The sequence below is a fragment of the Flavobacterium sp. PLA-1-15 genome (assembly GCF_049060005.1).
Taxonomy (GTDB): domain Bacteria; phylum Bacteroidota; class Bacteroidia; order Flavobacteriales; family Flavobacteriaceae; genus Flavobacterium.
Genome location: NZ_JBMGQS010000018.1, coordinates 20857 through 39061, shown reverse-complemented (window position 1 = coordinate 39061; position 18205 = coordinate 20857). Strand labels below are relative to the sequence as shown.

Annotated in this window: 16 protein-coding genes; 15 read left to right on the top strand and 1 reads right to left on the bottom strand. The window is 32.9% G+C overall.

The window, feature by feature from the left end; genetic code table 11:
- Positions 1 to 44: 44 nt before the first annotated feature.
- From ACI6PS_RS11145 to ACI6PS_RS11085, 13 genes are all read left to right on the top strand, one after another.
- A complete protein-coding gene (locus ACI6PS_RS11145; RefSeq protein ID WP_421012646.1) occupies positions 45 to 1055 on the top strand; it encodes an NAD-dependent epimerase in 1011 nt (336 codons plus the stop codon).
- A 6-nt stretch (positions 1056 to 1061) separates the two neighbouring features.
- Positions 1062 to 2498: a lipopolysaccharide biosynthesis protein gene (locus ACI6PS_RS11140; protein WP_421012645.1), complete on the top strand. Its 1437-nt coding sequence runs from the start codon at positions 1062 to 1064 to the stop codon at positions 2496 to 2498.
- On the top strand, positions 2488 to 3012 hold the full coding sequence (locus tag ACI6PS_RS11135) for an acyltransferase (protein ID WP_421012644.1): 525 nt from the start codon (positions 2488 to 2490) through the stop codon (positions 3010 to 3012). The genes ACI6PS_RS11140 and ACI6PS_RS11135 overlap by 11 nt, the downstream gene beginning before the upstream one ends.
- A gap of 574 nt (positions 3013 to 3586) precedes the next feature.
- The gene (locus ACI6PS_RS11130; protein ID WP_421012643.1) at positions 3587 to 4234 is read left to right on the top strand and encodes a hypothetical protein; all 648 of its coding nucleotides are present in this window, start codon (positions 3587 to 3589) and stop codon (positions 4232 to 4234) included.
- The gene (locus ACI6PS_RS11125) at positions 4218 to 5297 is read left to right on the top strand and encodes a glycosyltransferase (protein ID WP_421012642.1); all 1080 of its coding nucleotides are present in this window, start codon (positions 4218 to 4220) and stop codon (positions 5295 to 5297) included. Before ACI6PS_RS11130 ends, ACI6PS_RS11125 begins: the two co-directional genes overlap by 17 nt.
- A gap of 1 nt (position 5298) precedes the next feature.
- Positions 5299 to 6669 carry a phenylacetate--CoA ligase family protein gene (locus ACI6PS_RS11120; RefSeq protein ID WP_421012641.1) on the top strand — a complete coding sequence of 457 codons (1371 nt, stop codon included), beginning with the start codon at positions 5299 to 5301 and terminating at the stop codon, positions 6667 to 6669.
- Entirely contained in the window at positions 6666 to 7823 is a 1158-nt protein-coding gene (locus tag ACI6PS_RS11115) for a glycosyltransferase family 4 protein (protein ID WP_421012640.1), read from the top strand. Before ACI6PS_RS11120 ends, ACI6PS_RS11115 begins: the two co-directional genes overlap by 4 nt.
- 11 nt (positions 7824 to 7834) lie before the next feature.
- Positions 7835 to 8437: a sugar transferase gene (locus ACI6PS_RS11110; protein ID WP_421012639.1), complete on the top strand. Its 603-nt coding sequence runs from the start codon at positions 7835 to 7837 to the stop codon at positions 8435 to 8437.
- Positions 8427 to 9047: an acetyltransferase gene (locus tag ACI6PS_RS11105; RefSeq protein WP_421012638.1), complete on the top strand. Its 621-nt coding sequence runs from the start codon at positions 8427 to 8429 to the stop codon at positions 9045 to 9047. The genes ACI6PS_RS11110 and ACI6PS_RS11105 overlap by 11 nt, the downstream gene beginning before the upstream one ends.
- A 6-nt stretch (positions 9048 to 9053) precedes the next feature.
- Positions 9054 to 10193 carry a DegT/DnrJ/EryC1/StrS family aminotransferase gene (locus tag ACI6PS_RS11100; RefSeq protein WP_421012637.1) on the top strand — a complete coding sequence of 380 codons (1140 nt, stop codon included), beginning with the start codon at positions 9054 to 9056 and terminating at the stop codon, positions 10191 to 10193.
- 227 nt (positions 10194 to 10420) lie between these two features.
- Entirely contained in the window at positions 10421 to 12268 is a 1848-nt protein-coding gene (locus ACI6PS_RS11095; protein WP_421012636.1) for a polysaccharide biosynthesis protein, read from the top strand.
- A 64-nt stretch (positions 12269 to 12332) separates the two neighbouring features.
- On the top strand, positions 12333 to 13118 hold the full coding sequence (locus tag ACI6PS_RS11090) for a polysaccharide biosynthesis/export family protein (protein WP_421012635.1): 786 nt from the start codon (positions 12333 to 12335) through the stop codon (positions 13116 to 13118).
- A 1-nt stretch (position 13119) separates the two neighbouring features.
- Positions 13120 to 15498 (top strand): GumC family protein, encoded by a 2379-nt coding sequence (locus ACI6PS_RS11085; RefSeq protein ID WP_421012634.1) that lies wholly within the window; start codon positions 13120 to 13122, stop codon positions 15496 to 15498.
- Positions 15499 to 15617: 119 nt separating this feature from the next.
- Here ACI6PS_RS11085 and ACI6PS_RS11080 read toward each other — a convergent pair whose 3' ends face one another.
- On the bottom strand, positions 15618 to 17084 hold the full coding sequence (locus tag ACI6PS_RS11080; RefSeq protein WP_421012633.1) for a S41 family peptidase: 1467 nt from the start codon (positions 17082 to 17084) through the stop codon (positions 15618 to 15620).
- A gap of 146 nt (positions 17085 to 17230) precedes the next feature.
- Here ACI6PS_RS11080 and ACI6PS_RS11075 point away from each other — a divergent pair, with 146 nt between their 5' ends.
- Both ACI6PS_RS11075 and ACI6PS_RS11070 read left to right on the top strand, forming a co-directional pair.
- Complete coding sequence (locus ACI6PS_RS11075; protein ID WP_421012632.1) at positions 17231 to 17740, top strand: RNA polymerase sigma factor; 510 nt, start codon at positions 17231 to 17233, stop codon at positions 17738 to 17740.
- Entirely contained in the window at positions 17727 to 18182 is a 456-nt protein-coding gene (locus ACI6PS_RS11070; protein ID WP_421012631.1) for a hypothetical protein, read from the top strand. The genes ACI6PS_RS11075 and ACI6PS_RS11070 overlap by 14 nt, the downstream gene beginning before the upstream one ends.
- Positions 18183 to 18205 lie beyond the last annotated feature (23 nt).

Here is an 18205-nt window from a genome sequence, read left to right as displayed (position 1 = left end):
GAATTTCAAATAGGTAAGATACATTAAACAATTAATGTAAAATTATGAAGATATTAGTTACTGGAGCGGCAGGATTCATAGGATACCATTTGTGCGAAAAATTACTTTCGTTGGGTCATTATGTGATAGGACTCGATAATCTGAATGATTATTACGAGGTCCAACTTAAAAAAGATAGGTTGAAGCAATTAGGAATTGGAAACATTACGGATTCGGTTCTTATAAGAAGTCATATCCATAATGAAAAGTTCCAGTTCATAAAAATAAATTTGGAAGATAAGGTCCGGTTACCCGAACTTTTTGATAATCATAATTTTGACGTAGTCTGTAATTTAGCGGCCCAAGCGGGAGTCCGATATAGTTTAGAAAAACCTTTCACCTACATAGACAGCAACATATTGGGTTTTATGAACGTCTTAGAATGCTGCAGGAATTTTAAAGTTTCCAAACTGGTTTATGCAAGCAGTTCCAGTGTTTATGGGCTGAATGAAAAAGTTCCCTTTTCTACAGATGATAACGTGGATCATCCAATCAGTTTATATGCGGCAACTAAGAAAAGCAACGAGCTGATGGCCCATACGTATAGTCATTTATTTAATATTGAGACAATTGGATTGAGATTTTTTACCGTCTATGGACCTTGGGGAAGGCCCGATATGGCAATGTTTCTCTTTACGGATGCAATACTGAACAATAAATCAATTAAAGTATTCAATAATGGCGAACTCTCGAGAGACTTTACCTATATTGATGATATTGTTGATGGTGTTGTGGCAACAATCGAGAAATCTAAAAAAGCAAGTAGCTTATATTCTATCTACAACATAGGAAATAGCAAACCGGTAAAGCTTCTGGATTTTATAACCGAGATAGAGAAAAGTACTGGTAGGGTGGCAGAAAAAGAATTCCTACCGATGCAGCCAGGCGATGTAGAGAAAACATGGGCGGATGTAGCTTTATTACAAGAAAATTTTCAGTATTCATCAAATACGGACATATCCTTAGGAGTGAAGAAATTTGTTGAATGGTATATGGATTATTTTAATAAAAAATAAATTTACGTGAAATCCGCATTTTTAAAGAATACATTTTGGGCTTTCTTTGGCCAATTTGGCTATATGTTCCTTGGTCTATTGGGCAACATAATCTTAGCTAGATTATTAAGTCCGGATGATTTTGGACAATTAGGAATCTTAATGTTTTTTGTTCTGATTTCTAATGTTTTAGTTGAAAGCGGATTTAGTGGAGCGTTAATAAGAAAACACGATGTTGATAAAGATGATTATTCCACCATATTTATTTTCAACCTTGTAATTAGTGTTTTACTATATATTATATTAGGACTTTCAGCAGATAGTATTTCTATTTTTTATAACTCCCCTTCTTTATCCTTGATGATATACATTATAGGTCTTGTTTTAATATTCAACTCGTTTCAAATAACCCAAAATGCAAGACTGGTTAAAGAAATGCGTTTTAAAGAAAGATCTATATATAAATTCATTTCATTGTTTCTTGCTACAATTTTATCCATATATCTTGCCTATAAAGGCTTTGGGATATGGTCACTTATTGCTTTGCAGGTGCTTTCATCACTTTTTTTTACAATAATATTGTTTTTTAAAGTCGAAAATGCATTTCATTTTAAATTTAGTAAAAACAGCTTTAAGGAAATGTATGCTTTTGGCTTGAATACAACTTTAGCCTCTGTTATCAATACAGCTTTTGAAAATAGTTATCAGTTAATTTTAGGAAAATATTTTTCACTAAATTTAGTTGGAATTTATTATCAAGCAAAAAAGCTTCAAGACGTACCTGATACATTGTATAAAAACGTAATTTTGAATGTTTTTTATTCGCAGTTATCTCGCTATCAAGGTGATATTAATTTGTTTAAAAAAAAATATTTAGAAATAACGGTGTATTCTACAGTATTAATAGGGCTTAGTACTTTGTTGGTATTGAGTTTTTCAAGCGAATTAATTGGTTTGATTTATGGGGAAAAATGGATTGAATCTGCTTTTTTTTTACAATTATTGGCAGTTGCATCATTCTTTTACTTAATCGAAATTTTAAATCGAAATATTTTTAAAATTTTTAATGAGACAAAAAGGATATTAATATTAGAGATCATTAAAAAAATTATTCAGTCCGTTACTATTTTTATAGGTATTTATTATAATAGCATTGAATATTTAATTGTAGGATATGTGATAACTTCATTTATTAGCCTTATAATGAATTACTACTTTTCAAGTAAAATTTTAAATGGAATTGATCCCAGAGAATTAAAAGTAATTTTTATTATCTTAGTTTTAATATGTCTGTTGTATTTTTCTGTATACATGATTAATAATGTATTGGGGATGAATTATTTAATATTAAGCTTGGAAATGATTTTTATAGTATTATTCTATACATTGATAATTTTCAAGTCTAAAATTATTTGTTTGGATGATCTAAAAAAAACATTAAAAGGCAATAAGGATGGTAAATAAAATCAATAAAATATTTGACGTTTATAAAAGGACATTTTGGTCATCAGAAAGATATGCCCGTTCTATCGGAGTAAAGATAGGAAGTGGGTGTGCAATAGCAACTAAAAAATTTGGTTCCGAACCATATTTGATCACCATAGGAAACAACGTTCAGATAACAAATGATGTCAAATTCTTCAACCATGGAGGCGGATGGTTATTTAGGAACGACTACCCTGATTTTGATACCTTCGGTAAGATATTAATTGGCAACAATGTCTATATAGGAAATAATTCTTTAATCATGCCAGGAGTTAAAATTGGTGATAATGTCATAATTGGTGCAGGCAGTGTAGTTACAAAATCAATACCATCCGATAGTATATATGGAGGGAATCCAGCAAAAAAAATAGGAATTCCAGGAGAATATTTAGAGAAAAATTTAAAATTTAATTTAGGAACTAAAAAGTTGTCGTATAAGGAAAAGAAAAAATTCTTATTGAGTAAAAATGATGATTCATTTATAAAGAAATAAAATGGCAATACTGTTTCTATTGATACAAAGTTTACTGCTGATTAAGCTCTATATTAGATTTGGATTAAAAAATGCTATTTTTTTTATTTACTTAATAGTTTTTTTTTACTGCAGTTCGATAATTATCGATATGTATATTCTATTGGATGTACAGTATTATAATGAGTTTATTGTGATCGATAGACAAAACTCCTCATTCATTAATGTGGTTTTTGTTTACACACTTTTTTTAGTGACTTTCTATTTTCTATTTGCCAATACCAAAAAAGAATTTGAAAGACAGCATTTTTCACATCCCTCTTCCAGAATCCATAATTTTTTGCTGGGTACCGCTAGTGTGGTCATGCTGTTTTATATCATGCGAAACATTACCTTGACAAGGATGGAAATTAAAGCGGTTAGTAATATAATTTCAACGACAATTCTTTTTTTGATATCTTATTATTGGGCATTTTTAATTTTTTGTGTAAAGAAAATACAAACGACTAAACTGTTTCTTTTCTCATTTTTATTCTTATTATACTCAGTATTTACATACGAGCGCGAGCCCATCATCTTTATTATACTTACCCTTTTGATTAAATTTAAAGATAAGATCAACTTTAAATATTTTATACCCATCTCAATAGTTACAGTTTATGTAATATTTTACTACAAGGCATTCTACCAAATTTTATTGGTTGATTACAATTTTACTGATTTTATGCTTTATGTAGAGGCGCACCCCATAAGCTTGGCAAGAATGGACCCATCAGCCTCATTCGCATTGCTATATGATTATTTTGATACTTATCCTCTTCTTTATTACGATTATAATTTTACCTATGTAACTGCTTTCACGGATCAGATTAATTTATTTTTTGGAGGCGATCAGGTTGAGTCCATGTCTAAAGTTGTTTCAAAGCATTATGTTGGAGATAGTTATGGTTTAGCCTATTCAATGATTTTGGAATCAATGATAAATTTTTGGTATTTCGGACCCGTTTTCTTGGCAATTGCTACGAAGACAATTTATTCCTATCTGAAGGGCAAGTTTTTTTATCTTAATGAAGTAATTGATTTAATGTGCATCATGTTCTTCTTGAGTTTTGTAAGAACCGAATTAATCGTTATGTCAAAAATATTTATTTTCCCAATGACCATTTTTTTGGTTCTTTGTGGAATTTATTACAGAAAAAATAAAAACAAAATTTTTACGGAAAGCAATGAACCATCCAATTAAAAATAAAAAAATATTCTTCTTGTCGCCCTCTTTGAGAAAAGGTGGAGCAGAGAATCAATTAACCAAGATTGCAATCCACTTATCAAAAAAAAATGAGGTTAAAATAATAACATTTATTGAAGGAAATGACTTCGTTGATCAGCTAAAAGAGAATGATATAGAACTGAAGGTTTTTAATATCAAATCAGCCCTTACTTTTATAAAACTGATTTCCTATTTAAAAGAACAAAAGCCGAGTTTGTTGATCTGCTTTATGTTTAGCGCAAATATAGTCGGTCGGATAATAAAGGTTACGACCAAAATACCAATAATCACATCAGTTAGGGCCAATGTAATGTCGAAGCTTTATAGATTCCTTTATAAATTTACATATAAATGGGATGATTACAGTACCTTTAATTCTAAATATTCCTTTGAAGCGTTTATACATAACAAATTGACAGTTCCTTCAAAATCAATCACCATCAATAACGGTATTGAAATAGATAGGAATATTGAAAAAGTAAATTATAATTTTTCAAGAACTGTAAATCTTATATCGATAGCCCATTTCAGGCCATCTAAAGATTATAAGACACTGTTTAAGGCCATAAGGATTTTAAAGGATAAAGGATACAGTGTCAATCTCAAGGTATTGGGGAACTTAGACAATCAGACTTGGCCCGGTGAAATGTTAAGGGAGTTGGATATTGATGATGAAGTTGAAATCGTAGGCTTTACACAGAATACCAAGCAATACCTTGACCAATCCGACCTATTGATTCTGTCTTCTTTTCTGGAAGGAACACCAAATGCTTTATTGGAAGCAATGAGTAGAAAATTGCCAGTAATTGCCAGTAACATACCGGGTAATGATTTTGTTATTGAAGAATCTAATGCAGGTCTTTTATTTAAATTGCAGGATGAAAATGATTTGGCAAGTAAGGTTATTGATATATTATCCCTATCCAGCGAAGCCCGGGAAACACTTGGCAGGAATGGATTGAACTTCATACTTGAGAATTATGAGCTGGATAGTATTTTGTCAAAATGGGAACAAATAATTGAAAAAGTTGTCAATTAATATGAAAGAAGTATTATATAGAGCGTTGCCAGATACTTTGCAGGGAATGTTAATCTCAATATTCAATTATCTTGCCTACAGGAGCAGGTATGGAGGAGCATATAATTCGTATGTGAAGAAGTTCAGCGCAAATAGGACATTGGGTCTTGTAGAATTAAAACAGATACAGGAAAAAAAATTCGAAGAGTGTCTACGGCATGCAAAATTGAATTCTAATTTTTATAAGAATCACAATCTAGTAACACTTGACAACATATCTGCCTTGCCTATAATTACAAAGGAGGATTTGCGAAAAGATATATATGAAGTATTTACCATTCCTAAAACCAAGGGCATAGTATCAAAAACAGGAGGGACAACAGGAAAATCATTAGAGGTTGTCTTTACCACGGAAGATATGCAAGAACGTTTTGCAATGCTTGACGATTTTCGAAATAGGTTTGGTTATAAATTAGGGAAGACTACGGCATGGTTTTCTGGAAAAAATCTCCTGACCACAAAGGATATTAAGAAAAAAAGATTTTGGAAAACTGATAACCTCTATAAAGTCAGGTATTATTCTACTTTCCATATCAAAGAAGATTACTTGAAATATTATGTGGATGACTTAATTAAGTACCAACCGGAGTATTTGGTTGGATTTCCTTCCACTATTTTGGAGATTGCAAGATATGGCCTAAGAAATGGTTATGATTATCCTGAAGGAGTTACCAAAGCCATTTTTCCTACAGCAGAAACTGTCAACCCCGAAATGAGGAGCCACATCGAATCTTTCTTTAAAACTAAAATGTACGATCAATACGCCTCCTCTGAAGGAGCTCCATTTATTTTTGAATGTTCAAATGGGAATCTACACATGGAACTTCAAAGCGGTGTGTTTGAGGTTCTAGACAATAACAATGAGCCGGCACAATCTGGACGTTTAATTGTAACGTCTTTTACAACAAAGGGGACCCCTTTGATTCGATACGATATAGGCGATAGTATCACATTGGAGGACAGCAGTAAAACATGCAATTGTGGAAATAATAATCCGCTGGTTAAAGAAATTCAAGGAAGGGTAGATGATTACATATACTCACCTGAAAACGGTAAAATAAATTTAGGGAATATTTCCAATACGTTAAAGGATACTAAAGGAATATTGAAGTTCCAGGTTGTACAGAATGAACTCAATAAGATTGAATTACTGTTGGTGACTGATGGCCTGACATATAACAAGGAAATAGAAAATAAGCTTACTCAAAATTGGAGGGATAGGATTGGGAATTCCATGGATTTCAATATAATCCATGTCAATGATATACCCGTAGAGAAAAGTGGAAAATACCGTCTTGTAAAAAATAATATTAAGCTTTTAATAGACAAATGAAAAAGCTAATCAGAATCACAACCGTTCCTTTATCGCTTGATAAATTGCTTTCAGGTCAACTCAAGTTCATGAGTTCTTTTTATAATGTTATTGCGATATCTTCTGATAGTGAGGCATTAAAAAAAATAAGCGAGAAAGAAGGCGTTGCAGTTTTTCCAGTTGAAATGACTCGTAAAATAACACCATTTCAGGATACAAAAGCAGTTTGGGAATTATTCAAATATTTGAAGAAAGAAAAGCCTTTTATTGTTCATACACATACGCCAAAAGCAGGAATTGTCGGAATGCTTGCCGCCAAAATGGCCGGAGTGCCAAACAGGCTACACACTGTTGCTGGGTTACCATTATTGGAAGCAAAAGGAAGTAAAAGAAAGGTCTTGGATCTTGTGGAGAAATTAACTTATTCCTGTGCAACAGGCGTTTATCCAAATTCATTCGGTCTGGAAAAAATTATTCTAGATAATAAATATTGTGATTCAAAAAAGTTAAAAGTTCTTGCAAATGGAAGTTCAAACGGTATCGATACCGCTTTTTTTAGTCCAGATTTAATCGGAAGCGAACAAAGGTTGAACTTGAGGCAATCCTTGAATATTCAAGAGGATGACTATGTTTTTATATTTGTAGGTAGATTAGTTTCAGACAAAGGAATAACAGAATTAGTCAGAGCATTTGAGAATGTCAATAAAGAAAACAGTAAAACAAAGCTTCTCCTAGTAGGACCACTAGAATCAGATCTGGATCCTTTATCAAAAGAAACAGAAAAAAGCATTCAGGAAAATGAATCAATCCTAACTGTAGGATATCAAAATGATGTCCGTCCCTATTTCGGGATAGCAGATGTCTTAACTTTTCCAAGTTATAGGGAAGGATTTCCAAATGTTGTGTTGCAAGCTGGAGCAATGGGACTGCCATGTATTGTTAGCAATATTAATGGTTGTAATGAAATCATTATTGAGAATAATAACGGCTTGATAGTACCAGTAAAAAACACCGAAAAGCTCGAAAAAGCAATGCGTAGAATATTGGATGATCAGGATTTAATGAAGCATTTACAATTCAACTCCCGTAAAAGAATTATAGAAAATTATGAGCAAAAAGTTATTTGGGAAGCAATTTTAAAAGAATATAAAAATTTAGAAAAATCAATACAGTAAATCATATTTAAATGTATAAAAATATTTTTAAAAGGTTGTTCGATTTTATTTTATCGCTCTCAGGATTTATAATTATCCTACCAGTTTTTTTGATAGTTTTAATTGGATTGTATTTTGCCAATCAAGGAAAACCATTTTTTATTCAACCAAGACCTGGGAAAAACACAGTTATTTTCAAGATTATAAAGTTCAAAACCATGAACGATAAAAAAGACAGTGATGGAAATTTATTGTCAGATGCCGAAAGATTAACGCCAATTGGAAAATTTGTCAGGAAAACATCATTAGATGAAATTCCACAGCTTATCAATGTCATCAAAGGCGATATGAGTTTAATAGGTCCAAGACCATTATTAACACAGTATGTCTCCCTATACAGTGATTTTCAGAATAGGAGACATGAAGTAAAGCCAGGAATTACCGGGTGGGCTCAAGTTAATGGAAGGAATGCAATAAGCTGGGACAAAAAATTTGAACTTGATGTTTGGTATGTTGACAATATTTCATTTTTACTTGATGTGAAAATTTTATTCAAGACTATACAAAAAGTGGTTAAGAGTGAGGGTATTAATGCTGTTGATGCAGCGACAATTGAACCTTTTAATGGAAAATGATATTTGTTTATTTGGAGCCAGTGGACATTGCAAAGTCATCATTGATATATTAGAATCAAATAATGTTTCGGTAGATTTTATTGTAGATGACAATCCAAAAACAAATGAATTACTGAGTATTCCTGTGATTCATTCTAATGAATTATCAGATTTGAGAAACAAAAAGATGATAGTTTCAATAGGAAATAATTCTATTAGAAAAAAAATTGTAGCTAATCTAAAAACACAATTTTTCAAAACCATCCACAATAGAGCAATCGTTTCCGGATATTCCACGATTCAAGAAGGAACTGTAGTGATGGCTGGAGCAATAATTAATGCATCAGTTAAAATTGGGAGTCACTGCATTATTAATACAGGAGCTGTCATTGAACACGATTGCCAAATAAACAATTTTGTTCATATTTCTCCAAATGCTTCACTAGCCGGTGGTGTAGAAATTGGAGAAGGTGCTCATATTGGAATTGGAGCTTCCATAATACAAGGAATCAAAATCGGCAAATGGGCCATTGTGGGAGCAGGTACAGTAGTGATTAAGGATGTTCCTGACTATGCCGTTGTTGTAGGGAACCCAGGAAAAATAATTAAATACTTAAATAAAGAAATTTAGAATAAAATGAACAATTCAAAAATATGGCTATCTTCTCCACACATGGGAGGTTCAGAGCAAAAATTTGTAAACGAAGCATTCGATACCAATTGGGTAGCTCCATTGGGGCCAAATGTTAATGGTTTGGAAGAAGACCTAGAAAAATATTTAGGAGAAGAATCATTCGTAGGAGCATTGAGTTCTGGAACAGCAGCCATTCATTTGGGACTTATAGCTTTAGATGTAAAAGCAGAAGACGAGGTTATCTGTCAAACCATGACTTTTTCAGCCTCAGCCAATCCTATTATGTACCAAGGAGCAACTCCAGTTTTTGTTGATAGTGAAAATGAAACATGGAACATGTGTCCTCTAGCATTAGAAGAGGCAATTGTTGATAGAATTTCAAAAGGAAAAAAACCGAAAGCAATAATTGCAGTGCACCTTTATGGAATGCCTTATAAAGTTGAAGAAATTAGAACTATTGCAGATAAATACCAAATCCCAATCCTAGAAGATAGTGCAGAGGCTTTGGGGAGTTCATACAAAGGACAAAGATGTGGCACTTTTGGAGATATTGGTATCCTTTCCTTCAACGGAAACAAAATAATTACCACATCTGGTGGTGGGGCAATAGTAGCCAAAACAAAGGAACAAAAGGATAAAATTGTTTTTCTTTCTACCCAAGCTCGGGATAATGCGCCACACTACCAGCACAGCGAAGTGGGATATAATTATAGGATGAGTAACATTTGTGCTGGAATTGGGCGAGGACAAATGGAAGTATTGGATAAGCATGTTGGATTAAGACGAAGCATGCACGATTTCTATGTATCTATTTGTTCTGAAATTCGCGGAATAACGGTTTTTAAAGAGCCAAGTGCAGATTATTTTTCAAATCATTGGTTGAGTGCAGTACTTATTGATCCATCAATTACAAAGGGAAATAAAACACGAGAAGACTTTAGATTGTATTTAGAATTTTTAAATATTGAAAGCCGACCACTTTGGAAACCAATGCATTTGCAACCCATCTTTGCAAAATGTCCTTATTATGGACAGCGCATAGCTGAAGAGTTATTTGAAAACGGTTTATGCTTACCTTCAGGTTCAAACTTGACAAGTGAAGATAGGGATCGATTAAAAGAAGCCTTTCATAAGTTTTTTTAGACCTTTCATAGTTAAAACCTTTGCTTCTGTAACAATAGATAATGCAGAGTTTCTTTTTAAAGTACCTTTGCAAAAAATAAAGTTATAATTAATAAAACGAGTCAATGCAGTCTGATAAAAGAGCAAGTTTTTTTTTCATATTTACTGATCTTTTCAATAGATTTACTTCTGTTGGAAATGTCAGAAATTTAAGCTATTTGCCTAGATGGGTTATTTTAACCATTGATATGTCAATCGTTATTTTTGCTGCATTTCTAACAATGGAAATGCTCAATAGTATGGGGCTTCATTATGTAAATGAAGATTTTCTATACATTATAATCCCTACATTTTTATTTCTAAATCTATTCTTCTTTTGGCTTTTTAGAACCTATTCTGGAATCATCCGCCATTCAGGTTACATTGATGCGGTTAAGATATTTATAGCCTTGTTTTTTTCTTTACTTGTTTTAGTAATCATTAACCTTTCGGGGTTTTTCCTCAACGGAAAAAAACTTTTTATGAATACGGGATTGTTCATCAATTTTGTACTTTCCTTTTCAGGCTTGTTTATTTACAGGATAGTTGTTAAGCAAACTTTTGAAACCTATTTTTCAGAAAGTAAATCAGCTGATTTAATGCGAGCATTAATTTATGGATCTGATGCAAATGCAATATCCGTTGCTAATGCTTTAAAATCTGAAAAGCCATCGCGTTTTAAGATCATCGGTTTCGTTGATAAGCAAAATCAAAATACTTCTAAGAGAATCTTAGACTTGCCAATTCTGAATTTAAGAAAAAGGATTCCCGTAATCATGCGATCGGTTGATGCTGAAGCTTTGATTATGGCAGATAAGAGTCTTTCAAAAGATGAAAAACTACAAATCGTAGATGAATGCCTAGAATTCAATTATAAAGTTTACACTGTACCGCTTATCTCGGATTGGGAAGATCGTAATGAAATTTCAAAAAAAGTAAAGAATTTCCAAATTCAAGATTTATTGGAGCGAAAACCAATTGTTTTGGATAACAAGTCAATATCGGATCAGCTTTATAACAAAACAGTCCTTATAACAGGTGCTGCAGGTTCCATAGGAAGCGAGATAGTTAGACAAGTTATTGGTTTCAATCCTAAGAAAGTGATCATGCTTGATCAAGCAGAAACGCCATTGCACCATCTTAGCTTGGAAATGAATAAACTGCTTCAAACAAAGGTAAAAATCCGTACAGTAATTTCAGATATACGGAATCGAGAGGCAATGGAAGAGATTTTCAAAAAATTCAAGCCAGAAGTGGTATTCCATGCGGCGGCTTACAAGCACGTCCCTTTAATGGAAGAAAATCCTTCACAGGCAATATTTGTAAATGTTCAAGGAACAAAAAATTTAACAGATTTGTCCTGTAAATATAATGTAGATAGTTTTGTAATGGTTTCAACAGATAAAGCTGTGAATCCAAGTAATGTGATGGGGGCGAGTAAAAGAATTGCCGAGAAATATGTACAATCTATTCATTACAAGTTAAATATAGAGCATAAAATTTGCAAGACAAAATTTATTACAACTCGATTTGGAAATGTTTTAGGTTCAAATGGATCTGTAGTGCCCCTATTTACTGAACAAATTGCAAATGGAGGTCCAATAACCATTACACATCCCGAAATTATTCGATACTTTATGACAATTCCAGAAGCTTGTCAATTAGTATTGGAAGCTGGAGCCATGGGTAACGGAGGAGAAATTTATATATTTGATATGGGCAAGCCAGTTAAAATTATAGATTTGGCCAATAAAATGATCCGTCTTGCTGGATTTACTCCCGAAAAAGATATCAAAATTAAGATTGTAGGACTAAGACCAGGTGAAAAATTATATGAGGAATTATTGAATGATTCATCTAAGACCTTGCCTACACATCACGAGAAAATTATGATTGCTCAGGAACAACATGATGATTTTGAAAATTTATTTGAAAGCATCGACGATTTAATTGATACTGCAAAAACGTATTCCAGTACAGACATTGTTTCTAAGATGAAGGTTATAGTTCCAGAATTTATAAGTATGAATTCTGATTTTGTAACCTTAGATAAATAAGAAATTAAATGTTAATAATGTATATTTGCAACTTCAAAATTTTTACGATATAAAATTACCAGTTATGAAAAAAAGATTTTTTGCTATCGCAATTCTCACAATGCTACTTACATCTTGTGCATCAAGGGAAAAAATCGTATATTATCAGGATATTAAAAATCTTTCAAGTTCAGAAAACAAAACGTATGAACCTTTGCTAAAGCCAGATGATTTATTGATGATCTTTATATCTGCACCAGATCCAGAAGCTGCAGCTCCTTTTAATCTAAGCACTGTCAGTTTAGCTGGAAATACAGGATCTGGATTGTCAAATGTTGAAAATTCAGGTGGACAAGTTAGATATCAAACCTATTTGATAGATAGTAATGGATATATCCAATTTCCCATTGTAGGAAACATTAAATTAGGAGGGCTTACCCGTGAAGCGGCATTACTAAGCATTAAAACTTCGTTGAAAAAATATATTCAAGAACCAATTGTAAATCTAAGAATTCTTAATTATAAAGTAACTGTTCAAGGAGAAGTTGTTAGGCCAGGAGTGTTTAATATATTAACAGAAAGAGTTACGCTACCTGAAGCTATAAGCATGGCTGGAGATATGACAATTTATGGAAAAAGAGATAATGTTTTAATAATTAGAGAAGTTGATGGTGTAAGAACTTCTAATTTCGTAGATATGACCAAATCAGATTTTATCAATTCTCCTTTTTATTATTTATCTCAAAACGATTTAATAGTTGTAGAACCTAACAAAACAAGAGTTAATTCATCTGTTGTAGGACCAAATATTTCGGTAATTATATCTTCACTATCTCTTTTAATAACTGTTGTAGCTTTACTTGTACGTTAATATGCAAAACAATAATCTTCCCATAATAGAAAGTACTGAAGATAATTCTTTCAGCATTAAAGAACAATTAGAAAAATACATCATACACTTAAAATGGTTTGTTTTAAGTGTATTTATATTTTTGGTTGGTGCATTTCTCTATTTACGATATGCAACTCCAGAGTATAGTGTTAACGCAACAATATTAATAAAAGATGATAAAAAAGGAGGCTTAGGAGAGCTTTCTGAAAGTTTTTCTGATTTAGGTATTTTAGGAGGCGGAAAAAGCAATGTAGACAACGAGATTGAAATATTGAAATCTAGAACTTTAGTAGAAAATACAGTAAAGGATTTGGAACTTAATATCTCTTATTTTAGAGATGGAAGGTTAAAAACAACTGAAGCATATAAACAATCACCCGTAAGGATAAGTTTTTTTGATAAATCAGAAGAATTTTACGACAAGGATACAACATTTGTAATTGAGACACTATCATCCTTAAAATTCAATCTGTTAGATAATGAAAAGAATAAGATTGGAGAGTTTGGTTTTGGGAAAACAATAAACACTACACTTGGAAGCATGGTGGTGCTTTATAAAAATGAAAATGTTAAACCAAATAGAAACTTTACAACTGTTAGGCTTTCATCCCTAGAAAAAGTAACAAATCGCTATAGAAAAAAGCTCCAAGTTACTCCTGTGAATAAGATGACTAGCGTATTAACGCTGTCAATAGTAGATCCAGTAAAAGAAATTGGTGTTGATTTTCTAAACAAGCTTATTGACAAATACAACGAAGATGCAATAAACGACAAAAATCTTGTTGCAAAAAACACAGAGACATTTATCAATAAAAGGCTTGAAAGTATTGTTGTAGAATTGGACACTGTTGAAAGCGATATTGAAAAATTTAAAAAAATTAATAGAGTTACAGATATTGTATCGGAAGCTGAATTGTTTCTTAAGAGCTCAAGTGAATATGAAAAAAATGCTATTGATACTGCAATAAAGTTAAAAGTTGTTGAGGATGTTTTGAACCTAATTGGTAATAGCACCAATGAGGATTTGATACCGGTAAATATAGTCCCAGATGGAGGTAATACTTCGGGATTGATTCAAGAATATAATCAATTAGTATTAGATAAGAAAAGAATTTCCAAAGGAGCTACCTCAGAAAATCCGAAAGTAGTCAATTTAGAGCAACAATTGAGTGGTTTAAGACAAAGTATAACAGAAAGTCTTAAGAACCTGAGAACATCATTAAACATTTCACAAAATGATCTGCGAAGACAAGGTGGAGTACTTGGCGGAAAAATAGGCGAAATTCCTAGACAAGAAAGAGAAGCTAGAGAAATAGGAAGGAAACAACAGGTAAAAGAAGCTTTGTATTTGTATTTATTGCAAAAACGTGAAGAAAATGCAATAGCATTAAATGTTACAGCTCCTAATTCTAAAGTTATTGATGATGCATATGCTAATCCAATTCCAGTTTCTCCGAGATCAAGTATTATTTATATTGTAGCCTTAATTTTAGGATTATTTGTTCCTTTTGGAATTATTTACCTTTATGATTTATTGGATACAAAAATCAAAAATAGAGGAGATATAGAAGGTAAAGTGCATGTCCCTTTTATAGGAGATGTACCTCGATCTGAATCTCATGAAGAATTGATAAAAGCTGATAGCCGATCCAGTTCAGCCGAAGCAATGAGAATTATCAGAACCAATCTTGATTTTATTGTAAATCAGGTTCCCGATGGTATTGCAAAAACGATATTCATGACTTCAACCTTTCCAAAGGAAGGGAAAACTTTTATTTCGGTTAACCTTGCCGGAACTTTTGCACTTTCTGGAAAAAAAGTGCTTTTAATTGGTTTAGACATTAGAAATCCAAAACTGGACGAATATATGAATTTGCCTAATAGAGGGGTAACAACCTATTTGTCATCCAAAGATGTTGATTTGAATGATTACTTAATCAAGCAAGATGGATATGAGCACTTTTATGTTTTACCAGCTGGTCTGATACCACCAAACCCTGCTGAGTTATTGATGGGATCTAGAGTGGAAGAAATGTTTGAAACTTTAAAAAAACAGTTTGATTATATTGTTGTAGATACGGCTCCTGTTAGTCTAGTTACAGATACATTGCTTATTGCAAAGCATGCCGATGCCTTCATCTATGTGGTAAGAGCAAATTTCCTAGATAAGAGAATGCTTAGAATACCAGAAACATTGTATAGAGAAAAGAAATTACCTAATATGTCGATTCTGTTAAATGATACCGATACTAAAAAAGGCTATGGTTACGGATATGGTTATGGCTACGGCTATGGTGTAGAAGTAATAAAAGAGCCTTGGTACAAAGAGATTCTAAATTCAATAAAAAAGAAGTCGTAAGACTTCTTTTTTATTTGGTATTATTTGTCAAATTCGTTATTTCAATTCACTTATAAACTTCATTTAGTTTTTGTTTTAAAAGAACCCAACTGCTTTAATTCCTGAAATAGATTCAATATTTAAAATCTTTTCAAAACATCTGAAAAGCCTTCTGGAATTTCAACATACATATCTGTTACGAAATGCTTCATCGATTTTGAATCTTTAAAGTCCTTGGTTGCTTTCTGTGGACTGGATTTTAACATTCTGGCATTATTGGTTATCAATCCAATGGCAGTGCTCAAAAGTGGTTCTGCAGGATTCCCTAGCTGGCTCAAATTTCCGATATCTTCCTTTAAAAGAATAGTCGGTGGCAAACCATCTTGATACTCTCCAAAACCATCCTTATTAATAGTTTTAAAAACCAAAGGTTGCATAGCATATTTATGTCTTCTACTGCGATTATCTCTTGAAAAATCAGGTGAATCATACAATGTAATTGAACCAACATTTTTTCCAGTAGTTATATCTCCAATCTGAATTACATTGATGTAAGACTTCAATCCATTGATAATTAATTCGCTTGCAGAAGCAGTTCCCGGAGCCGTTAAAATGTAAACTCTTGATAGATTCATGCTGTTAATTCCTCCGCTTGCCATTGTATTTGTAAAATTGTTTATAAACCTTGACGCATCAATTGCTGCCTCCACTTTGCTGTTCCATTGCTGTTTTGCGAAAAGCTGTCCGGTGAATTGTCCAGTAATCATACTGGCCAAATAAGTAGCCGTTTGAACAGATCCTCCACCGTTATATCGCAAATCCAAAACCAAGTCAGTAGCGCCTTCTGCCAAGAATGTTCCAAACGCGGCATTAAGCTGTTGATCAAAGTTGGCTGTAAAACCATTATACATCAAATAGGCAACCTTATGACTGCCCGTTTCTATAACATCAGATAGGAGAACTGGATTTTCGGTAAGTTCTGTTTTAGTTAATGATACAGATTGTCCGTTAGGAGTAATTGCACCTTCATCATACTCGGCAAGATTCAAAGTATAACTTTGAGAGTTTAACAAGCCTTGGTAATTATTCACTGTTAGAGGAGTTCCGTTTACGGCATAAAAAATATCTCCGCGTTGAATTTCCTTGTTTGCAGCATCCGATCCAGGAATAATGTATTTGACCCAACCATAGATATAGGTCGTGCTACCTTCTTTATATCGTAATCCAAACTCTACACCATTATGTGTGCTAACTCCTTGAAAAAGATTTTCCAAATAGGTATAATCATCTACTAAAACGCTAAAACGATCCACGGCTTGCGGTACTGGAAACTGACTAACAGGTTTGTAGAGTAAGTTTTGAAATAATGTTTCAGGTCCTTGACTTGCTGCCAAAAAATCATTTAACTCTGATTGATTTGCAAATCGATCGTCGGCCAAATCCGGAACATCTTCCTGCCATAAATAATAAAGATTAAGTCCTTTCCAGATAAAGTCGTCAATTTCTACTTCGGTGGCTACGCCAAGACTATCATCCTTGTCGTCACAACTCTGGAATGAAAATGCAACTACAATAAATAATATCAAGGCTTTATAAGAATTTTTCATAGGGGAGTTTTTATTTTACAAACGTAAATTTAATTACTTTAGTTTTATTTTCAATTCTTTTGTAACAAAAAAGATTGAGCCTCGTCTAGCTTATATAATCATCAATCAATTGCTGGGAAACTGGCAGATCATCAAAAAATAATCGGATGCATCAAAACGAATTTGTTAATCTAATCGCTCCTTTCAAGGATAAAATCTTTAGGATTGCCCGGCGGTTGCTGGTGAGTACTGAAGAGGCAGAGGATGCAACCCAAGAAGTTCTGGTAAAATTGTGGAATAAGAAAGAAAGTCTGAGCGACTATAATAGTGTAGAGGCTCTTGCGATGACCATGACAAAGAATTATTGTCTGGATCAGTTAAAATCAAAACGGGCAAGCAATCTCAAAATAGTTCACAATAATTTTACCGATAGGGAAGCAGGGTTGCAGCAGAAGATTGAAGATGTTGACAGTTTGAGTTGGGTTGAAAAGATAATCGACCAACTGCCAGAACAGCAAAAATTGATTGTTCAGATGCGGGACATAGAGCAATATGAATTTGAAGATATTGCTAAGATTTTAGAAATGAATGAAACGGCGGTGAGGGTTGCACTCTCCAGAGCCAGGAAAACGATAAGAGAATTTATGTTAAAAACACACAGCTATGGAATTGGATAAATTAGAAATACTATTAGAAAAATACTTCGAAGGAGAAACAAGTATTGCCGAAGAGACTCGATTGAAAGAGTACTTTTCATCCTCAAATGTTGCGCAGCATTTGGAGCAGTACAAACCGTTATTTGGTTATTTCTCTGCCGCAAAACAGCAAGAGTTCACGCAAGTGGTTCCCTTAATCTCGACACCTCGAGCTAAAAAAAGAACAACAACGTGGTTATCCATTGCAGCATCAGTAACTGTTTTGCTTGGCGCCGGAACGTTTACTTACTTTAATTATGACAACACGCAAAATCAGGAATTAGGAACCTATGATGATCCAGAAGTTGCCTTTAGAGAAACCCAGAAAGCCTTGTCGTTATTGTCTCAGAATGTAAACGTTGGGATGGAAAGTGTTCAATACATTCAGGAATACGAAACTGCCAAAAGCAAAGTATTCAATTAAATCAATCAAAATCAACAATTAAA